Annotated in this window: 19 protein-coding genes, 2 pseudogenes and 1 other annotated feature; of the genes and pseudogenes, 10 read left to right on the plus strand and 11 right to left on the minus strand. The window is 44.2% G+C overall.

The window, feature by feature from the left end; all coding sequences use genetic code 11:
- Positions 1 to 234 precede the first annotated feature (234 nt).
- From yhfZ to VK080_RS03800, 7 genes are all read right to left on the minus strand, one after another.
- Positions 235 to 1,149: a GntR family transcriptional regulator YhfZ gene (gene yhfZ, locus VK080_RS03770; RefSeq protein WP_324223445.1), complete on the minus strand. Its 915-nt coding sequence runs from the start codon at positions 1,147 to 1,149 to the stop codon at positions 235 to 237.
- A 408-nt stretch (positions 1,150 to 1,557) separates the two neighbouring features.
- The gene (gene proS / locus VK080_RS03775; RefSeq protein WP_324223446.1) at positions 1,558 to 2,997 is read right to left on the minus strand and encodes a proline--tRNA ligase; all 1,440 of its coding nucleotides are present in this window, start codon (positions 2,995 to 2,997) and stop codon (positions 1,558 to 1,560) included.
- A gap of 55 nt (positions 2,998 to 3,052) precedes the next feature.
- Positions 3,053 to 3,275 (minus strand) — a binding site (T-box leader).
- Positions 3,276 to 3,352: 77 nt separating this feature from the next.
- The gene (locus VK080_RS03780) at positions 3,353 to 3,889 is read right to left on the minus strand and encodes a GNAT family N-acetyltransferase (RefSeq protein ID WP_324223447.1); all 537 of its coding nucleotides are present in this window, start codon (positions 3,887 to 3,889) and stop codon (positions 3,353 to 3,355) included.
- 164 nt (positions 3,890 to 4,053) lie between these two features.
- Complete coding sequence (locus tag VK080_RS03785; RefSeq protein WP_324223448.1) at positions 4,054 to 4,605, minus strand: isochorismatase family cysteine hydrolase; 552 nt, start codon at positions 4,603 to 4,605, stop codon at positions 4,054 to 4,056.
- A 50-nt stretch (positions 4,606 to 4,655) separates the two neighbouring features.
- On the minus strand, positions 4,656 to 5,486 hold the full coding sequence (gene thiD, locus VK080_RS03790) for a bifunctional hydroxymethylpyrimidine kinase/phosphomethylpyrimidine kinase (RefSeq protein ID WP_324223449.1): 831 nt from the start codon (positions 5,484 to 5,486) through the stop codon (positions 4,656 to 4,658).
- A 21-nt stretch (positions 5,487 to 5,507) separates the two neighbouring features.
- Complete coding sequence (locus VK080_RS03795) at positions 5,508 to 5,993, minus strand: DUF456 domain-containing protein (protein ID WP_324223450.1); 486 nt, start codon at positions 5,991 to 5,993, stop codon at positions 5,508 to 5,510.
- Between the two features lie 96 nt (positions 5,994 to 6,089).
- Complete coding sequence (locus tag VK080_RS03800) at positions 6,090 to 6,698, minus strand: glycerol-3-phosphate acyltransferase (protein WP_414672210.1); 609 nt, start codon at positions 6,696 to 6,698, stop codon at positions 6,090 to 6,092.
- Between the two features lie 182 nt (positions 6,699 to 6,880).
- Here VK080_RS03800 and VK080_RS16005 point away from each other — a divergent pair.
- Together VK080_RS16005 and VK080_RS03805 are read left to right on the plus strand one after the other, a co-directional pair.
- Positions 6,881 to 7,006, plus strand: a pseudogene (locus tag VK080_RS16005) (ring-cleaving dioxygenase); the annotation flags it as partial.
- Position 7,007: 1 nt separating this feature from the next.
- Positions 7,008 to 7,154: pseudogene (locus VK080_RS03805) on the plus strand (ring-cleaving dioxygenase); the annotation flags it as partial.
- Between the two features lie 16 nt (positions 7,155 to 7,170).
- Here the strand turns inward: VK080_RS03805 and VK080_RS03810 are convergent.
- The gene (locus VK080_RS03810; RefSeq protein WP_324223452.1) at positions 7,171 to 8,955 is read right to left on the minus strand and encodes a M3 family oligoendopeptidase; all 1,785 of its coding nucleotides are present in this window, start codon (positions 8,953 to 8,955) and stop codon (positions 7,171 to 7,173) included.
- 593 nt (positions 8,956 to 9,548) lie between these two features.
- Here VK080_RS03810 and ehuB point away from each other — a divergent pair.
- The 4 genes from ehuB to ehuA all read left to right on the plus strand — a co-directional run bounded on the left by ehuB (position 9,549) and on the right by ehuA (position 12,946).
- On the plus strand, positions 9,549 to 10,472 hold the full coding sequence (gene ehuB, locus VK080_RS03815; RefSeq protein WP_324223453.1) for an ectoine/hydroxyectoine ABC transporter substrate-binding protein EhuB: 924 nt from the start codon (positions 9,549 to 9,551) through the stop codon (positions 10,470 to 10,472).
- Positions 10,473 to 10,776: 304 nt separating this feature from the next.
- Complete coding sequence (gene ehuC / locus VK080_RS03820) at positions 10,777 to 11,439, plus strand: ectoine/hydroxyectoine ABC transporter permease subunit EhuC (RefSeq protein ID WP_324223465.1); 663 nt, start codon at positions 10,777 to 10,779, stop codon at positions 11,437 to 11,439.
- Positions 11,439 to 12,176 (plus strand): ectoine/hydroxyectoine ABC transporter permease subunit EhuD, encoded by a 738-nt coding sequence (ehuD, locus tag VK080_RS03825; RefSeq protein WP_324223454.1) that lies wholly within the window; start codon positions 11,439 to 11,441, stop codon positions 12,174 to 12,176. Before ehuC ends, ehuD begins: the two co-directional genes overlap by 1 nt.
- On the plus strand, positions 12,176 to 12,946 hold the full coding sequence (gene ehuA / locus VK080_RS03830) for an ectoine/hydroxyectoine ABC transporter ATP-binding protein EhuA (protein ID WP_324223455.1): 771 nt from the start codon (positions 12,176 to 12,178) through the stop codon (positions 12,944 to 12,946). The genes ehuD and ehuA overlap by 1 nt, the downstream gene beginning before the upstream one ends.
- A 224-nt stretch (positions 12,947 to 13,170) precedes the next feature.
- On the opposite strand, the gene murB is transcribed toward ehuA, so the two are convergent.
- From murB to VK080_RS03845, 3 genes are all read right to left on the minus strand, one after another.
- On the minus strand, positions 13,171 to 14,100 hold the full coding sequence (murB, locus tag VK080_RS03835; protein ID WP_414672211.1) for a UDP-N-acetylmuramate dehydrogenase: 930 nt from the start codon (positions 14,098 to 14,100) through the stop codon (positions 13,171 to 13,173).
- Positions 14,101 to 14,300: 200 nt separating this feature from the next.
- On the minus strand, positions 14,301 to 15,125 hold the full coding sequence (locus VK080_RS03840; RefSeq protein ID WP_324223457.1) for an alpha/beta fold hydrolase: 825 nt from the start codon (positions 15,123 to 15,125) through the stop codon (positions 14,301 to 14,303).
- A 4-nt stretch (positions 15,126 to 15,129) separates the two neighbouring features.
- Positions 15,130 to 15,525, minus strand: coding sequence for a YbaN family protein (locus tag VK080_RS03845; protein WP_324223458.1), 396 nt, complete (start codon positions 15,523 to 15,525; stop codon positions 15,130 to 15,132).
- Positions 15,526 to 15,771: 246 nt separating this feature from the next.
- Here VK080_RS03845 and VK080_RS03850 point away from each other — a divergent pair, with 246 nt between their 5' ends.
- From VK080_RS03850 to hisB, 4 genes are all read left to right on the plus strand, one after another.
- Complete coding sequence (locus VK080_RS03850) at positions 15,772 to 17,004, plus strand: ATP phosphoribosyltransferase regulatory subunit (RefSeq protein WP_324223459.1); 1,233 nt, start codon at positions 15,772 to 15,774, stop codon at positions 17,002 to 17,004.
- Between the two features lie 9 nt (positions 17,005 to 17,013).
- Positions 17,014 to 17,631 carry an ATP phosphoribosyltransferase gene (hisG, locus tag VK080_RS03855; protein WP_324223466.1) on the plus strand — a complete coding sequence of 206 codons (618 nt, stop codon included), beginning with the start codon at positions 17,014 to 17,016 and terminating at the stop codon, positions 17,629 to 17,631.
- Positions 17,632 to 17,637: 6 nt separating this feature from the next.
- The gene (gene hisD / locus VK080_RS03860) at positions 17,638 to 18,921 is read left to right on the plus strand and encodes a histidinol dehydrogenase (RefSeq protein ID WP_324223460.1); all 1,284 of its coding nucleotides are present in this window, start codon (positions 17,638 to 17,640) and stop codon (positions 18,919 to 18,921) included.
- The coding region (gene hisB, locus VK080_RS03865) for an imidazoleglycerol-phosphate dehydratase HisB (RefSeq protein WP_324223461.1) at positions 18,914 to 19,376 on the plus strand (463 nt) is incomplete at its 3' end. The genes hisD and hisB, both read left to right, overlap by 8 nt.

The raw sequence follows: 19,376 nt of genomic DNA on the forward strand, positions 1-19,376 counted from the left end.
CAAGTCTGCCAAGTCCAGCTCCAGCGCCAAGCGACTGGTGGACTTCCCTCACCTCCGTACGATAAGTCAACATCGATTCGCTCCGCTCATCGTGTTTCCTTATCTCCTGCGGCAGTGGGGTAGATCGGCTAAAACCGCCAAGATGCGCGGCAACGCCACCCACCTGCGGACGCGCAGGCGCAGTCCTATACGTCGCTAACCGGGAGTTTGCGCTTTTGTTCTTCAGCTGGTTTTTTAAAATATCGGCTGGATTTCACGTGCGATAACCTTTCGCTGCGTATCGACCACTTTTTGTGGATCGATAATTTGGGAAATAAGATCCTGCAATCCCCCGCTATCCGACCGAACGACTAAAACGGCTTCCGTATTAGCATCCAATTCCCCATTGCTATGGATCAGCGGGAGCACTTTTAACGATGATGGCGGGCGATGAAGTCCGGCTCCGGCGTCCCAGACGGTAGCATCAATCTCTCCCGCCAGCAGCTTTTGCAACGATTGTCCGTATGACATTTCAACGAACTGTACAGATTTTCCTTCACATTCTTGAAGTGTCAATCGCATATGATCGTTTGAAGAGGAATCAATACCGACCCTCATCCCATCGGTAATCTCATCTTCATCATTATTTTCAGCCATAATCAAAACGTGCCCCTCTATGTTAGAGCCTGGCCCGAATGCAAAAAGAAGGCGTAACGCTTCGTCTTGTTGAATCCCCTCCCAAGTAAGCCTTGAAATGATGATAAAATCACAACGACCGGATTTTAAAAAATGAACCCTGTTCTTTGATCCACGTAACATCGCTAGAATAAGCGGAATATCAGACTGCTGGAAGGTTTGGTTCAAGCCTGTAGCGAGGCCTTGAAAATGAGTGGAATAGGCTACCGGCATGGCTCCAATGATCGCTGTTAATTCTGCTTTTTCAAGTAAAACGGATTGGTCCAGTCTTTTGATAAAGTACCCCCGTTTCCCCAAACTTTCCACTTGCAAAGCGCCTTCATCAACCAGTAATTTTAGTGCGGATTGTATTGTTCCACGGCCTGTACTAAATTCGGCAGCAAGCTTGCCGATAGAATCCATTCGATCACCTTCACTTAATGTAAGAAGACGTCTCGCCAGATCAACGGCAATCGTACCATAACGATGGTGCAAGTTTGGCCCTCTCCCTCCCAGATGTATGTAGAACGAACGCCTCAATTCTATCGTTACTTTAGCAAAGGGAAAGAGGTATTGCAAGAGATCGAACAATTGCCCTTTCATTTGGCATTCTTAACAAGTAAAAGTGAAAAAAGTTAAGGTTAAAAATTGAAAGGCGTTCAGTTCGCGAAAACTTCTTGCTGCGTTTCAGTATATGTCAATATCGGTTGAGGATTTACCAGAATGGGTTTTCCAGGAGGTCTTTCGGGATATAACCCACTGCAATGAAGATGAATAATGCCTGCTTTCATACTATGGGAGTTATCACAAATCAGGAAAAAACTATTTAAAAATACAATAGCATGTGAAATACTTTGCGACTTCACATGCTATTGGCTTAGTCGGACTGCCCGCGTCCGATTTTTAATATGCCCGTGCCCAGTAAACCATTTCTTTCGCTTCTCTGCCGCAGCAAACACAGGAATCCGAAACTTTTTCCTGCTCAAACGGAATGCAGCGGGATGTGGCAGATGTTTCTTCCTTAATTTTTTCCTCACATTCAGTATCGCCGCACCACATAGCCTTGATGAATCCCGGCGACTCCTCCAACGCTTGCTTAAATTCATCCATATTAACGGCCGTTGAAGTCGTTTCTTCAAGATGGGTCAGCGCCTGGTCATACAGGTTCTGCTGCACCTCTTCAAGCAGCGCCGGCAGCCGCCCTTCCAGTTCGCTCAATGGTACAAATTCTTTATTACCCGTATCGCGGCGAACGAGCACCACCTGATCGTTTTCAATATCTTTCGGTCCCATCTCAATCCGGACAGGAATGCCTTTCATTTCATACTCATTAAATTTCCAGCCCGGCTTTTTATCACTGCCATCAATATCAACACGGACCAGATTCTGCAAACGGTCACGCAAATCATAAGCCTTGTCCAAAACACCCTCTTTATGCTGGGCGACCGGTACAATCATTGCCTGTGTCGGTGCAATGCGCGGCGGGATGACCAGGCCACGGTTGTCCCCATGCACCATGATCAATGCCCCCATGATACGGGTGGACATGCCCCATGATGTCTGATGGACCGGCTGCTGCTCACCGTTTTCATCCAGATAGCGAATGTCAAACGCTTCAGCAAACCCGGTTCCAAAATAGTGTGATGTGCCGGATTGTAACGCTTTGCCATCATGCATCAGACTTTCAATCGTCAATGTATATTCTGCACCGGCAAATTTTTCTTTTTCGGTCTTTTTCCCGCGCAGAACAGGAACGGCCAGGTAGTGCTCACAGATTTCAGCATAAATATCCAGCATCTGTGCTGTCTCTTTTTCCGCATCCGCTTGTGTCGCATGAGCGGTATGCCCTTCCTGCCACAGAAATTCCAATGAACGGAGGAACGGCCGTGTCGTTTTTTCCCAGCGCACCACGTTGCTCCACTGGTTATAAAGTTTCGGCAAATCGCGATAGGAATGAATATTTTTTGCATAATATTCGCCGAAAAGCACCTCAGATGTCGGGCGGACACAAATCCGCTCTTCCAGTTCTTCTTCACCACCGCGCGTTACCCAGGCCACTTCCGGTGCAAAGCCTTCAATATGATCTTTTTCTTTTTGCAGCATGCTTTCCGGAATGAACAATGGGAAATAGACGTTCGTGTGGCCTGTCTCCTTGAAACGCCGGTCTAGTTCGTCGCGGATATTTTCCCAGATCGCGAATCCATATGGCTTGATGATCATCGTTCCGCGGACATCACCATAATCGACCAGCTCAGCCTGCTTAACAACGTCTGTATACCACTGTGCAAAGTCATCTTCCATGGCGGTGATTTTTTCAACAAATTGTTTATTGTTTTTACCCAATGAAAACTCTCCTTTTCAAACGCACTTTCTATAATAAAAAAGCCTCCGTCCTAAAAAAAGGGACCGAGGTCTGGTGGTACCACCCTTGTTGACAGCCGTTCAGACGACTGCACACTTCATTTCATAACGGCCGTAAAACCGCGCTCGTCTTCCGGCAAAACACCTTTCGACGGCGAACTCAGAGGCAGGTTCCAGTTTGTGTCTTTAGAAATTTTCACCAACCATTTCCTCTCTGTTAAAGTCATACAAACTATACTAGTCCTCATCAGCGTTTCATCTATTGTATGTTTAAATATAAAACGATGTCCAATTAAAGTCAAGCCAGATCCATAAAAGGCAATGCAGATGACCGAAATCATACATTCAATCGTTTTTCATATCGGGAAAACTGAATGTCCATTGCCTTGGCGTACCCGGAAAAGGAGAATCCGGCATTCACATAAAACTGATTTAATCCTGGATTATCCGCTACACAATCCAGACGGAGCACATGGCTTCCAGCTTGACAATTTTCCTGTATCCATTCCAATAACTTTTTTCCGATTTGCTGATGACGATAGTTTTTGTCAATGGCCAGCCTATGCAGGTAAAGCGCATCATCATCCTGATTGCCCCATACACTGGCATCAAGTTCGTTTTGCTGCTGAGAAAGATTGAACGTTACGACCGGCTGATCATTGTCTGTCACCAGATAGGTTGTCCCAGCCTTAATCGCTTGTCTTACTTCCGATGTGGCTTCATCAGTTAAATAAAAATCCCACTGGTGAATACCCTTATTAATCAGCCACTCGGCCGCATCGCGCAAGATCCCGATAACCGTTTCCGCATCATTGGCTGCCGCCTTTCTGATTATGTAATCACCAAATGTATTCTTCTTGAAGAGACCAACCATTGTTCATCCCCCATTCACCGTTTTTATGGGTATTTTACACGACAGGAATTGAAAAGAAAGATGCCTTGGTACAATATCAACCGGAAAATGAATTTATCAACCGGAAAATGAATTTATCAACCGGAAAAGCCAGGGCCGGAATCGGCCTGGCTTTTCCTCAGCGTCTAGATAACTTTTGCGCCAAGTGTATCTTTAAAATGGCCAAGCGCCCAGTCATGTCCTGCTGCATTAAAGCTGGCCACTGCATCTTTATGAATAACAATGTTAAACCCTTTGTTATATGCATCAACTGCGGTGTGCAACACGCAAATATCCGTACAAACGCCGACGAGATGGAGTTCATCTATTCCGCGCTCACGCAGCTTCAGCTCCAAATCTGTACCGGCGAAAGCACTGTAGCGTGTTTTGTCAAAATAATAGACATTGTTTTTGTCCTTATTTTCCGCATAAACCGAAGCTAATGAACCATACAGCTCCTGTCCCGCTGATCCAATGATATTGTGTGGCGGGAAAAGTTCTGTTTCCGGATGCAAGGTATCCCCTTCCTCGTGCGCATCGATCGCAAATACGACATAATCCCCGGCAGCAATGAAGTCTTTCGTAATTGAAACGATCTTTTTCTCGATAGCCTGTCCCGGCTTTCCGCACGTCAATTTTCCTTCATCCGCTACAAAATCAACCGTATAATCGACATTGATTAATGCTCGCTTTACCATTCATCCCACTCCCTTTAAGTTTTTGACGGATCGCCGTCTGCCACCATCAATCAAAGTTTTTCCACTTTAATCTTATGTGCTTCACCTTTCATTCGTTGTGCGGCATGATACGTCGGACCGACCATATCAGTGTAGGTAAAACCATATTCAATCGCGGTTGTCACAAAGCTTTTAGCAAGATGAACTGCTTCCGGAACTGAATGCCCCTGCGCCATATAAGCGGTAATCGCTGCTGAATACGTACAGCCTGCTCCGCTTGTATTTTCCGTATCTATCCGTGGTGCCTCAAACGCGGTCAGCGTTTCACCATCATATAACACATCAACTGCCTCGCCTTTCAATCTGCCGCCTTTGACAAGTACATACTGCGGTCCCAGTTCGTGTAGGTCGATCGCGGCTTGCTTCATATCGTCCACTGTCGTCAACGCTCGTCCATCTAAAAGATACGACGCTTCAGGCACATTCGGCGTTATAACATCCGCCATCGGTACGAGCCTTTCCTTTAAAACATCGATGGCATCATCCGCGAGCAGCTTCGAATCAAGCTTACCAACCATGACAGGATCAACCACTTTGATTTTTACATCTGAGCTGGCAATCAATTCTGCTGCTTTTTCAATAATTTCTTCGGAAAACAACATCCCTGTTTTGAGTGCATCAATACCAACCTGTCTGGTAGCCGTGACAAATTGTGCCTCAATTGCCTCGGTTGTCTGCAGATGCACATTTTTGTCTGTTTCAGGGTGACGGGCAACAATCGCCGTCACCACACTCATGCCGTATACATCCAGCTCCTGAAATGTCTTCAGGTCCGCCTGGATTCCGGCACTCCCCCCAGCTGCTGAACCGGCAATTGTGATAGCGCGTGATGGTAGATTCATACTGTAAAACCCTTTCTGCTGTTAAAATATGATAACGATGAAGAACCAAACAATCATAACCAGTTGGATAACCACCTTGGCGACTGCCCCGCCAAGAAATCCGATTAATGATCCAATGGAAGCACGGATAGCTTCCTCGAATGTTTTTGCCTGTGTCAATTCAATAATAAGCACGGTGATAAATGGAATGACCAGAATGCCAAACGGCGGTATGATAAACGAGCCGACGATGACAGCAATGGCAGCACCGCGTTCCCCCCACTTGCTGCCGCCGTATTTTTTGACAAAATAACTGTTGGCAATGACATCCGCAACAATCAGGATAGCGGTCAATACAGCCATCGCCGTCCAGAAAAACCAGGTCAGTTCATCCGCATTGATCACAAAATGATAAAGCAGAAAACCGACCCAAAGTACTAATGGGGATGGAATAATCGGAAAAATAACGCCTGCAAAGCTTGCGATAATTAATGCAATGATAATAATCCAAACGATAATGTCCAGCATGGCCGCCTCCAATTCCGGCATACGTTCAAAAAGTCCGGTAATGACGTACAAGCAGTAGAACTAAGGTTATATACTTTTCTTTTTGAACATGCACTTCTATGACTGTTTCCGAAACATACTTGATATTTTGGTTTCTTCCTTATTGATGATACGTTTATAGTTCTCCATATGTTTCAGTATGCTCATTATCGATAATAACACAACAACCATCGTCGGCTCGATTCCAAAGAACAGAAAAGTTGTCACCAAAAATGATACATACATGAATAATACGCCAACAACCAAATAATCGGTTGCTAATGTAAATAACAGTAAAATAGCAATCCCTATGACGGCTATCTGCCAGTCAATTGCCAGCAATATACCGACTAATGAAGCAGTCCCTTTGCCGCCGCTGAATTTCATGGTGACAGGGTGATTATGCCCGACAATAATAAATAACGCATTAATATACACCAGCAGTGTTTGAGCCGGTCCGGTAATGCCCTGGCTTTCCAATATATATAAGACTAGCAGTACCGATAGTGTTGCTTTAAAAATATCAATCAGTGCAACCAGAATGCCATACTTCCAGCCTAATAATATCGTTGTATTGGATGCTCCGGAATTTTTTACCCCTGTATTCTTTATATCCATTTTCTTATACTTCCCGATAACCTGTGAACCATGAATACAACCAAACAGATAGCCGATCAGACTGACCATGAGCACGTACACTAAACATCCCCCTCCCTTCTGTTTTATCATATATTCAGAAAACGATATCTTCAAGACCAATATTTAACAATAAACTGTACACAACATTTAAATCGGTTTTATACTATACGTAGTTTTGAATTAAGATAATATGAATTGATAATAAATACGATCAAGGAGGAGGCATTTGTATGGAATTAAAAGGTATTCACCACGTATCCGCCATCACAGCCAATGCAAAAAATAATTATCATTTCCATACAGATATTTTAGGTATGTGCCTGGTTAAAAAAACGATCAACCAGAACGATCCATCCGGAATTGGCAACAGACGGGCCAGGCTTTGCAACCGATGAAGATGTCGATCGTCTCGGTGAATCACTGGCACTGCCGCCATTATTTGAAGACAGGCGCAAAGAAATTGAAGCCAATTTAAATCCGCTTGATACGACAAGGCCGCACTGAATGGTGCGGCCTTTCACTATACATATTTCATGGTTAACTCCAAATACTCATTGATTGCCAGGATAACCGGCTGGAGAGATGCATCCCAAAAAGCTTTTTCTTTAATATCCCTGCCTAAATGGTGCCAGGCCAAATCCTCAACAGTCATCCTTCCGGTATCACGCAATAACGCATCATATTTCTCCGGGAACACTTCTCCCTGCTCTTTTGCCAGCATATAAATGCCATTGCTGAACAAGTAGCCGATCGTATACGGTATATTATAGAATGCTAATTCGGTATCAAAAAGCTGTGAGACCGTCATCCAGGTAAACGGATTGTACTCATCAATCAGATCCCCATAAAGATGCTCCATTTCCCTGCCCATCAACTCAGAGATTTCACCTGCCGAAAGCGGTCCATCCTTTCTTTTTTCATACATCTTTTGCTCAAATAAAAACAATGCCGGCATCTCTGCCTGATATTTCAGTCCATTCATGATTTTCATTTCCAACAATGCTATTTTTTTCTTGTCAGATTCCGCATGTTCGATGGCTGCATCCAATACTAGGTTTTCAGCAAACGTTGACGCTGTCTCCGCAACACTCGTGCTGACTTCTTGGGCAAATGCAGGTTCATCATGCAAAATATGGTTATGATAGGCATGGCCAAGTTCGTGGGCAATCGTTACGACATCCTGATAGCTGCCATTATACGTCATAAAAATACGGCTTTCTTTCGCAACAGGCATATTGGCGCAAAAACCGCCGTGCATCTTCCCTTTCCGGTTTTCCGCCTCAATCCAGCGTTCACGAAACGCCTTCTCGGCAAAATCACCAAGTTTTTCACTGAAATTATGAAACTGTGTGATAATCTTTTCGGCTGCTTCACGATAGGGCAGTTCATTTTCAGAGGTAAAGCTTGGTACGCTTGTGTCATACCAGCTTAATTTTTTCAGTCCCATCAGCTCAGCTTTTCGGCTAAAAAAGGACTGCGCGATGCTCATGTTTTCTTTAATGGCTGATACCATTGTCTGTACTGTCTCTTCCTGTATCCGGTTTGCTTCCATGGCTTCTTTTAAAAGCCGCCAACCGCGCTGTCTGTATAGATCAAGCCTGAAGCCGCTGATACGGTTTAAAATGGCCGCAAAAGCGTCAGCGTGTTTTTCAGAAACGTTTACAACACTGCTGGCAGTCTTCCTTCGAGTCGAGCGGTTATAAGAGAACAGGTAGCTCATGGCCTGCCCGACTGATAATTCTTCTGTTTTCCCATCCTGCTCAATTGGAATGCGCAAATCACCCATCATCTGTTCATAATAATCTGCCCAGCCGTTAAAGCCATTTACCGAAAGTGTGCCGATCATCTTTTCCATTTCAATCGGCAGTTTGTCATCCATCGCTTGTTTACGTTCCTGCAGGTAAAATTGATATGCTTTCACATCGTCGTGCTCCAGCAGTTCACGCCACCCGTCTTCTGGCATTTGTCCGATGATACGGTCGATATCCAGCTTCAAGTCCTCAAAACCGGTTTTTAAGAAATCACTTTCTTCGGACAGATGAGCCACATCCGGATCATTCACATTGACAGCATACAGACACACTATGTATTCATCAAGTTCAAATGATTCAATCAGGAACGTCTGCACCTCTTCGAATAATGCTGCCAAGCTATCAGTATCTGCCGGATCGGCCATAGCTGTTTTATCATGCAATACGCTCAAGTCATGCTTTAACTTGGTGATTAATCCAGTCAGTTCACTTGAGTCTTTCCCGCCCGGATAAAGTGAATCAAGATCCCAGGTTTCATCAAACACTTTCTCCATCAAAATCCCCCCATAATCTGTAATTGATAGCATTATACGACTATTTTTTTGTTACCGCATCCGCCCCGGGACTGACCCCGACGAATATTTCAATGTTTTTCCGAACTGGCCGATATGTGACCTATTTCCTGGTTTCGAACATATATTATGCTATTCATTCTCACCAGTCTAGCGGAATTAAATTTTTATTTGAATTTTCTGTCATAAAGGCGAATTTTAAGCATATACAAGAAATACAAGTTATTTTAAAGCATCTAATAGTATATTTCAATTCAATAGAAATAATTTAAAATTTCAAGGTTTTATTCCAAATTATCAAAAAATACAAGATTTGAACAGATCCATAAATCCTTATACTATTATAGTATGACTGTTTCCAAGAGGTTTCCCCACTTACCTGCTGTTCAATAACTAGTAAAAAAGTAATGCGTATTTGCAATTTTACTGGGACATTGAACACGAATACTCAGGCCTTATCTTCACTTAAGGCAGACAATTTTATAAAGAGAATCAAAAAGTGAGCGGGCTAATCGTCATGACTGCTGGACGTTAACCCGATTTCACTTAAAAAATTATGGGAGGTCATTTAGGAGATGAAAAAACTATTAGTTACTTCAATTTTCGGTATCTTCTTACTTGTACTGGCCGCATGCGGCGGAGGCGGTTCTGATGATGCAAGCGGCAGTGACAACGGAGATAGCGGAAATGAAGGTGAATCAGGCGGTGATTCAACACTCGCTGAAATTCAGGAATCAGGAACAGTTACAGTGGGATTTGCAAATGAGGAACCATATGGTTATCAAGGAGAGGATGGGGAACTAAAAGGTGCTGCAATTGATATAGCCACCGCAGTATTTGCCGAGCTGGGAGTGGATAATGTTGAGGGGCATTTATCAGATTACAGCCAATTAATCCCTGGTTTGAATGCAGGCAAATTTGACGTTATTACATCAGGTATGGCGATCAACCCTGACCGTTGTGAAAATGTTGACTTTGGTGAACCTGAAATGCTTTATGGCGAAGGACTCATCGTTCAGAAAGGCAACCCGATGGACCTGCACAGCTATACGGATATAGCCGAATCAGGTGCCACAGTATCCATCATGTCCGGAGCAACTGAAATCGGCTATGTACAGGAAATGGGTGTGTCTGAAGACCAGATACAGGAAGCTTCCGATATCCCTGGAACGTTCTCGGCTGTTGAATCAGGCCGTGCCGATGCAACAACCGGTACCGAGATGACCGTTAAAATGGCATTGGAGTCTGCCGGTAACGATAAGCTTGAATTTGTGGATGATTTTGAACAGCCGGATATCGAAGGCATTCCAAGCTATGGTGCTGCCGCTTTCCATCCGGATAATGATGAACTGCGTGAAGCGTACAATGAAGAACTGCAAAAGCTGATTGATGATGGAACGGTAGCCGAACTACTGGAGAAAAACGGCTTCCATCCTGAAAACAACGCACCACCAGAAGACGTTACAACTGAAGAAGTCTGCAGTGGTGAAAAATATTAATCTTACAGTGTAATATAAATATCCCTGCAATGACTCCATAGGGTCCGGCTCCCTCACCCAGGGGGTCTGACCCTATTATTTTATGGCATATCATATGAAACCAAAAGTCCGTGTTCAAAAAGGAGGATAAAAAGACCGAGAAGTTCAAAGCGGCATAGTTTGGAGCAGCGGGCTTCCACAGGGTGTGGCGAGTTCTGCGTTGGCGATTGTCGTGGACGGTTTTAGCATAAGGTCCTCTGATCGGTGTGTTATTTTTACCGGACTTTTTAAACAACTTCTAAAAGGAGTGATTATTATTAACACCATTGCTGAGAACATTTCTGAGATATTTCCTGTCCTGATGCAAGGTGTGGGAATAACAATTCAAGTATTGATTGGTTCTATTATTCTCGGATATTTAATGGCATTTATTGCTGGCTTCTGTCGTTTATCTAAAAATCCGATCATTAAATACTTAACCACATTTTATGTTGAAATTTTCCGCGGAACATCATTGATCGTACAGCTATTCTGGCTGTTCTATGCATTGCCGATATTATTTGGAATCGATTTGGGAAGTGATTATCTCGCAGGTGTACTTGCGATTGCTCTGAACTATGGTGCCTATATGTCCGAAATTGTACGTGGCTCAATTTTGGCCGTTGCAAAGGGGCAGACGGAAGCTGCGACAGCACTCAATATGTCGCGTTTCCAGCGTATGCGTCTGGTCATTTTTCCTCAGGCCGTCCGCATGATGCTCCCGGAATTCGGCAACTACCTCATTCAAATGCTCAAGGCGACATCTCTTGTTTCACTGATTGGTATGACCGATATTTTATACTATGGTGATATTTTACGGAGCAGCAATCTGTCACAAGCACCAACTGTCTATTTCTTAGTGCTTGTATTCTATTTCATTATGGCCCTGCCGTTAATATGGCTGACCAGAAAAATGGAAGATGCGTCGAAGAAAGGGGTGGCTAGCTAATGAATGGCAGCAACTGGCAATGGGATACATTCTTTGATGCTTTCCCGATTGTACTCGAAGGACTTGGAATTACATTAGGACTAACGATTGCCACTTATTTATTCTCACTCATATTTGGCTTTGTCTGGACATTCCTGAACAGCATTCGAATTAAACCTTTAGCATGGCTGTTCAGATGGATCATGGAATTTATACGGTCAACACCACCCCTGGTTCAGCTATTTTTCATTTTCTATGCATGGCCAATGGTGCCGGTTGTCGGTTTTGCCCTCGATCCGTTCACGAGTGCTATTCTTGGCCTGGGGATTCATTTCAGCACGTATATCGGTGAAGTGTATCGCTCAGGTATTGAAGCAGTGGACAAAGGCCAGTGGGAAGCAGCCAGGGCGCTTAACTTTTCAACAGGACGTAAATGGACCAAAATCATATTACCGCAAGCCATCCCGCCAACTATACCGATGCTTGGGAATTATTTGATTATTATGTTCAAAGAAATTCCATTGGCATCAACGATTGGGGTTGCAGGGATATTGAATCTGGCAAACGCTTATGGGGCAGCAAACTTCAGGTATCTTGAGCCTTTAACCATTGTGGCCATTCTGTTCCTTGTTTTAAGTTATCCGTCAGCTATATTGATCAATAAACTGGAGCGTAAAATGAACCGACGCTTTGATAAAAAAGAACCGACCGGCAGTAAACCAATGAAAGAAGAAGAAAAGGAAGGAGCTGTATCATAATGACTGAAGCAATTGTAAGTTATAAAGATGTTCATAAATCGTTTGGTGATACAGAAGTTTTGACAGGGATTAACCTGGATATCAAACCGGCTGAAAAAGTAGCCGTTATCGGGCCAAGCGGATCCGGGAAAACAACGATCATCCGCATGCTGATGACACTGGAAGAACCAACATCCGGCGATATCATTGTTGACGGCAAGAATTTATGGCATATGGAGAAAAATGGCGAGCTTGTACCTGCCAATGAAAAACATTTGAGACAAGTACGCGGCGATATCGGAATGGTTTTTCAGCATTTTAACCTGTTCCCGCATATGACCATTCTCGAGAATTGTATGGCAGCACCGGTGCATGTGCAAAAAGTTGATAAGAAAGAGGCAAAACAGCGTTCCATTGAAATGCTCGAAAAAGTGGGACTTGGTGATAAGCTTGATCATTATCCAAGTCAGCTGTCAGGCGGTCAAAAACAGCGTGTGGCAATGGCCCGCGCACTCGTCATGCGTCCGAAAGTCATGTTATTTGACGAGGTCACATCCGCACTTGACCCTGAACTGGTCGGGGAAGTATTAGAGGTTATCCGTGACATCGCCAAAGAAGGCGAAATGGCAATGGTCCTGGTTACCCACGAAATGGAATTTGCCCGTGACATTGCTGATCGCGTTTTATTTCTTGATAATGGTGTGATTGCCGAGCAAGGACCGCCGGCAGATGTACTGGAAAATTCCACTAACGAACGGCTGCAAAGCTTCCTGCACCGTTTCAGATCCTAGATATTATAAAAATGCTGACCCGATTGCTAGCGGGTCAGTATTTTTACGTCTAGTCTGTTTTAAAGCGTCAAACTTAATTCAGCGGCGCGCTATTCCTCCGCAAAGATAAAAAGTAAAAGCTAAATACGCCACGTCCACGAAAAAAAACATTTCTTCGTGTGATGCGTCGCTTTCCTTGTCCTATTACAACGCTTTGTGACCCGCATCATGCAGGCCAAAAATACTTATTCTACCGGGTCCTCTCCGATAATTTTTACTTCACGTTCGAGGCTCACACCGAATTTTGCTTTCACCGTATCCTGGACAAAATGGATCAGATTAATGTATTCCGTTGCTGATGCACCATCCAGGTTGATGATAAAGCCAGCATGTTTCAATGACACCTGTGCTCCACCGATCTGTTTTCCCTGCAGCTTACTGTCCTGAATCAATTTTCCTGCAAAGTAACCCGGCGGACGCTTAAACACACTTCCACATGACGGATATTCAAGCGGCTGTTTGGATTCACGTTTGAATGTCAAATCATCCATTACGGCTTTGATATCCTCATATGTGCCCGGTTTCATCGAAAATCTTGCTTCCAGCACAATATACCCTTTATCCGGTATGTTGCTGGAACGGTATTCCAAATCAAGGTCATCAGCGGCTAAATGAAGCAGATTCCCTTTCGTATCCACAACAATCGCGCTCTCCAGAACATCTTTGATTTCACCGCCGTATGCACCGGCATTCATAAATAGTGCACCGCCGACCGATCCCGGAATGCCGCATGCGAATTCAAGTCCAGTTAATGAATGAGACAAAGCTTTCTGTGAAACATCAATGATTCTGGCGCCGCTTTGTGCGACAAGCTTTGTACCATCGATATTTATATCTGCCAAGCGGCCTAAATTCAAAACAATACCGCGGATTCCGCCGTCCTTTACAATCAAATTAGAACCATTACCAAGCAGCGTGAAGGGTATGTTTTCTTTTATGGAAAGTTTAACAATCGCCTGTACTTGTTCGTATGTTTCAGGGGTTACATAGAAATCAGCTTTTCCACCCAGGCGTGTGTACGTATGTTTATACAAATATTCGTCCTTCATCACATTTTCCGGTGATGTTATGTTCTTCAGCTGCTCAAACGTATGGTGGTCATTTATCACAAACATCAATCCTTTGTAGTTCTCTATCTTTTATCCCGCATGTAACGGTCAGTAACCCGCCAGAATATGGCGGTTAACTCACCCTCAATGCCCGATTCGGTTCGGGCCTGCAGGAAGAAAGTCACAAAGGCGTTGCAACACGACGTTGCGATATTAGCCTTTGCTCCCTTCTTCAGTGGAGAAAATGCACTCCACTGAATGCAGTTTCACTTGACATAATTAAGAAAGGAATAAACCATTTTATCAACTCGGGGGTCTTCATGCAATGCACTATGTCCCAGTGTATCATCTTGAATCATTTCATAGGTTAATTGGTCTTCAGACACAATATGTTTGATGAACCCGACACTTTCTGGTACTGCAATGGGATCACCTGTACTTCCAATACTTAAAACTTCCAATTGTTCCGGTATAACATCTTTATTCAAACGAAGCTTTTTTAGTGCGTACGAATCAGGTTTCAGATTTTCCGCAGCCGGATCATGATGGATGCGAAAATAGCCTTTACTGTATATGCCGGCAAACGGACTGCCGATTGCGATCAGTTTATCGACCGTTGGGTATACTTCTTCATCCTGATATGTTTCAATATAATTCATCGAGACAAGACCGCCCATTGAATGGCCGACTAAATTAACTGTTTCGATCTGGAATGTTTCCTTCATATGTGCCAGCAGTTTTGCCAGCCATGCAGAAGTATCGTGAAAGCTGGCCCGATTATTTTCGAAAATAACTTGAACAAATACAGGTCCATTGACTTTTCCGCTGTCCCGTTTATATACATTCACATCCAGATTGCCTGCCGGTGACACCCTGTAAACCAAGGATGTCTGTCCCCAGCCATACTGATGCTCAAATCGTTGCAGCATATTCTTAAACGAATTTTGTGTTCCTTTATAACCATGCACAAACACTGTTGAACTTTTAACATGTCCCTCTGACATTGTCCTGTCAGGTGCATAGAGCCAATTCAGGATCCAGATTGCTAAAGTGAACAACAGGATAGTCCCGATAACATGTTTCTTCTGCATAAACCTAACCCTTCTGAATAGATTCATCGTGCCGCAATGTTTTTTGTTTTAAAATAAACCACGTAAAATAGGCACCGATGCCAGCAAGCAGTATTTTGATGATCAGCAGTGGTACGATAAACAGAATCGTATAACTCATCGCCAGCCATAATACCGAAACACCTATCACTTTTGCCTTTAGGGGTATCCCCTTTCCATCCCGGTAATTTTGAATATAGGATCCAAAGTATTTATTCGTAATCAGCCAATGATATAGTTTTTCCGAACTTCTGACATAGCATGCTGCTGCCAGCAATAGCAAAGGTGTTGTCGGCAAAAGCGGCAAAATGATTCCCAGCACCCCGAGTCCCAATGAGATTGATCCGGCTATAATCAGCAATAATTTTTTTACCCGTTTCATATTTAACACCAGCTGCAAAAATTGAATTAGTGAACAACCATGCCTCTATTTATTATAGCACTAAGCCGTCTTCTATGCCTCATTGTCTATGGAATTTATATGACATTTTAATGCTAAATCGCTTCCATGATCACAAAATCCATTTTCACTGTTGACTTTTTCTTCAGTTCTGTCTAAAATATTAAATAACTTTAATTAGATAAAGTAATAAAGTAATAAAGCATGATTTGAATGGAGTTTTTTGACATGCGGCCCTATATAACCAGCGGCGAACACAACCTGAGTCAAACGGATTATCAGCTTCAAAATCGTATGCTGACAACCATTAAAAATCGTTTCCATACCTATGGTTTTCAGGAATCAGGAACAAGCGTATTCCAGGACTACGACATGTATTCATCCGTGATCGGGACAGTCCAAAAACATGACATGATTAAAACAATCAATCCTTCAGGTGATGTCCTCGTACTGAGACCTGATGCGACGATTCCGATTGCACGACAAATGGCAACCGAAAAAACAACATACCACAGACTGTTTTACGTGCAGGATATTTTCCGACAGCCCAAAAATCAAAGTCATCATAAAGCATTCACCCAGGCAGGCGTTGAATGCTTTGGTGATGATACACCGGAAAATGACGCAGAGATGATTGCGCTCGCCGTTCATATATTAAACGATTTACGGTTTGATCAATTTAAAATCGAGATCGGTCATGCCGGTTTTTTTAAAGATTTAATAGACGGATTGCCGATTTCACCGGAAGAATTGGAAAAGCTGCAGGAACTGATCCAATCGAAAAACCTGATCGAGATTGGGCCATTTCTGGATAGTCTTTCTGTGGGAGAAACGATTGTCGAGGCCATCCAAGCGATACCATTGTTATATGGCGATCCGGAACGTGTTATGGAAAAAGCGTCGGAGATTACACTGAATGACAACATGAAACAGACAATTGACTATATGAAAGCGGTTTATGACCTTTTTAAGGCGTATGACGTTGAAGATTGCGTTGTTTTTGATCTCGGTCTGATTAATCACATGGCCTATTATTCCGGCGTTATTTTCCAGGGGTATATAACCGGCTACAGCAAACCTGTTTTGATGGGCGGCAGATATAATGATCTAACTGAACAATTCGGTGCTGACATGCCGGCGATTGGATTTGGCTGTATTATCGATTATTTGCTGGAAGCCAGGAAAGCGGACGAACAGGAAACAGAGATGGAGAACACGGTTGACGTTGGCATTTATTACGATCAAAACACAATCAATGCTGCCCTGCCGGCCGCAACCCAACTACGGAATGCAGGCTATCAGGTGCTGACGCAGAGCCATGATAATGGCAGCATACCGAGCAGATACACCGTTCACTTCACCAAAGAAGCGTCATTACTTATCCATCAGACGAAGCAACGGACATTTCAAAGCATCAGTGAACTGGAACACCTGCTGCAAATAGAAATGAGGGATAACTGAGTGAGCACGATGACATTGGCACTTGCAAAAGGACGAACAGCTGAAGATTCCATCAAGCTATTGGAAAAAGCAGGCATTCATTTCGATGATTTCAGCGAAAATTCCAGAAAACTGGTTTTTTATGATACTGAAAGCCTAATTAAACTCATATTCGTCAAAGCCGTTGATGTCCCGACATATGTGGAAAACGGGGCTGCAGATTTGGGGATCGTCGGTAAAGACAACATTATGGAATCCCAGGCGGACATTTATGAAATCCTTGATTTGAAACTGGGCCAATGCAAATTTGCCGTTGCCGGTTTTAATAACGGACAGTCGCCGACAAAGAATGTGCTAACGGTCGCATCCAAATATCCGACCGTTGCGAAAAGCCACTTTCATAAAAAAGGCGTCCCCATCGAAACGATCAAGTTAAATGGTTCCGTGGAACTTGCACCCATCATAGGCCTGGCTGATGTGATTGTGGACATTGTGGAAACAGGCAATACGATCCGGGAAAACGGGCTGACAATCCTTGAAGAGATCGAGTCAGTCAGCACCAGGTTAATCGTCAACAAAGCAAGCTTTACGACCAAGTCTGAGAGCGTGCATGCTTTTATCAATACTTTACAAATTGGTTTGGAGTGACGCAAAATGAAGCTTATTAAAGCCAGGGATTTTTTACAGAACCTGCAAATCCAAACAGAACAAACCGATAACAGCCAATTGGATGCATCCGTATTGGACATTATTTCTGAGGTGAAAAAAGCCGGGGACAAAGCACTATTGGACCTGACTGAGAAATTTGATGGTGTCAGGCTTGGTACGATGGCTGTTTCAGAAGCGGAATTTTTGGAGGCGGAAAAAAGGGTGAGCGATGAATTTAAACGAGCGATCCGAAAAGCCCGGGAAAATATCACCGCGTTTCACTCCAATCAGAAGGAACAGTCCTGGTTCATGAATCAGACAGGGGGCATAACACTTGGTCAGAAAGTAACCCCGATTGAACGGATCGGCGTTTACATTCCCGGCGGAAAAGCTTCCTACCCATCTTCCGTCCTGATGAATGTCATCCCTGCCCAGCTGGCGGGTGTTAAAGAAATTGTCATCACAACACCACCAAATGCTGACGGAAAAATCAGCCCATATGTCCTGACAGCAGCAAAAGAAGCTGGCGTTCAAGCCATTTATAAAGTCGGTGGTGCTCAGGCGATTGCAGCACTGGCTTATGGCACCGAAACAATTGACAGGGTCTTTAAAATTGTCGGTCCCGGCAATGCCTATGTGGCCCGTGCAAAGAAATGGGTGTTCGGTGATGTTGACATTGATATGATTGCCGGACCAAGTGAAATTTGCATCATTGCTGACGAGACGGCACAACCCCGTTATGTGGCGGCAGATCTTTTGTCCCAGGCGGAACACGATGAACAGGCACGCCCGTTACTCATCACCACCAGCGGCCATGTCGCGGATAGTGTTAAGGAGGAACTAACCAGGCAAACAGAACAGCTCGAACGGAAAGTTATAGCGGGCCAGTCATTGGCGCAAAACGGCCGCATCATAATGGTAGAAACACTTACTGAAGCGTTTGATGTTGCCAACAGGATTGCACCGGAGCACTTGCAGCTGATGATCCGCCAACCGTTTGAAAACTTCTCGAAGGTTACTAACGCTGGTGCGATTTTTCTGGGTGATGACTCACCTGAACCGTTGGGTGATTATGTGGCCGGACCGAATCATACATTGCCGACCAGCGGCACAGCAGCTTTTTCCTCGCCGCTTGGTGTGTACGATTTTGTCAAAAAATCAAGTGTTATTCACTATCCCAAAGCGGCCCTTAACCAGGTCTACGCGGAGATCATCTCCCTTGCCAACGCGGAAGGACTCACAGCACATGCCAAATCAATTCAAATCAGAAAGGATGAGGGCGATGCGTAAAGCCACGATCAATCGGAATACAACCGAAACAGCGATATCAGCCAATTGGAACCTGGACGGCAATGGCACTTCAGACATCGAAACCGGTATCGGCTTTTTCGATCATATGCTGACACTGATGAGCAAACACGGGCTTTTTGACCTGACGATAGACTGTAATGGCGATTTGGATGTTGACCAGCATCACTCAGTGGAGGATACAGGGATTGTTCTAGGGCAGGCATTCAAGGAGGCGCTTGGTGATAAAGCAGGCATCACCCGCTATGCCACGGCGACAATACCGATGGATGAAGCACTGTCGTTTGTTTCAGTCGATATCAGCGGCCGTCCGTATCTCGTCTATCACGTCTCCGGGCTAAAAGATAAAGTCGGTTCGTTTGATACAGAGCTAGTTGAAGAGTTTTTCCGCGCCTTTGTCAATCATGCCGGCATCACCCTGCACATCAATTTGGTAT

Source organism: Lentibacillus sp., from assembly GCF_035301925.1.
In the GTDB taxonomy this organism is placed as follows: Bacteria; Bacillota; Bacilli; order Bacillales; family Amphibacillaceae; genus Lentibacillus.

Excerpts from the sequence above, each read along its gene's own strand:
- VK080_RS03780 (WP_324223447.1), bottom strand. The coding sequence starts at position 3,889 with ATGGTTGGTCTCTTCAAGAAGAATACATTTGGTGATTACATAATCAGA.
- VK080_RS03785 (WP_324223448.1), bottom strand. The coding sequence starts at position 4,605 with ATGGTAAAGCGAGCATTAATCAATGTCGATTATACGGTTGATTTTGTA.
- thiD (WP_324223449.1), bottom strand. The coding sequence starts at position 5,486 with ATGAATCTACCATCACGCGCTATCACAATTGCCGGTTCAGCAGCTGGG.
- VK080_RS03795 (WP_324223450.1), bottom strand. The coding sequence starts at position 5,993 with ATGCTGGACATTATCGTTTGGATTATTATCATTGCATTAATTATCGCA.
- VK080_RS03800 (WP_414672210.1), bottom strand. The coding sequence starts at position 6,698 with ATGGTCAGTCTGATCGGCTATCTGTTTGGTTGTATTCATGGTTCACAG.
- VK080_RS03810 (WP_324223452.1), bottom strand. The coding sequence starts at position 8,955 with ATGGAGAAAGTGTTTGATGAAACCTGGGATCTTGATTCACTTTATCCG.
- ehuB (WP_324223453.1), top strand. The coding sequence starts at position 9,549 with ATGAAAAAACTATTAGTTACTTCAATTTTCGGTATCTTCTTACTTGTA.
- ehuD (WP_324223454.1), top strand. The coding sequence starts at position 11,439 with ATGAATGGCAGCAACTGGCAATGGGATACATTCTTTGATGCTTTCCCG.
- ehuA (WP_324223455.1), top strand. The coding sequence starts at position 12,176 with ATGACTGAAGCAATTGTAAGTTATAAAGATGTTCATAAATCGTTTGGT.
- murB (WP_414672211.1), bottom strand. The coding sequence starts at position 14,100 with ATGTTTGTGATAAATGACCACCATACGTTTGAGCAGCTGAAGAACATA.
- VK080_RS03840 (WP_324223457.1), bottom strand. The coding sequence starts at position 15,125 with ATGCAGAAGAAACATGTTATCGGGACTATCCTGTTGTTCACTTTAGCA.
- VK080_RS03845 (WP_324223458.1), bottom strand. The coding sequence starts at position 15,525 with ATGAAACGGGTAAAAAAATTATTGCTGATTATAGCCGGATCAATCTCA.
- VK080_RS03850 (WP_324223459.1), top strand. The coding sequence starts at position 15,772 with ATGCGGCCCTATATAACCAGCGGCGAACACAACCTGAGTCAAACGGAT.
- hisG (WP_324223466.1), top strand. The coding sequence starts at position 17,014 with ATGACATTGGCACTTGCAAAAGGACGAACAGCTGAAGATTCCATCAAG.
- hisD (WP_324223460.1), top strand. The coding sequence starts at position 17,638 with ATGAAGCTTATTAAAGCCAGGGATTTTTTACAGAACCTGCAAATCCAA.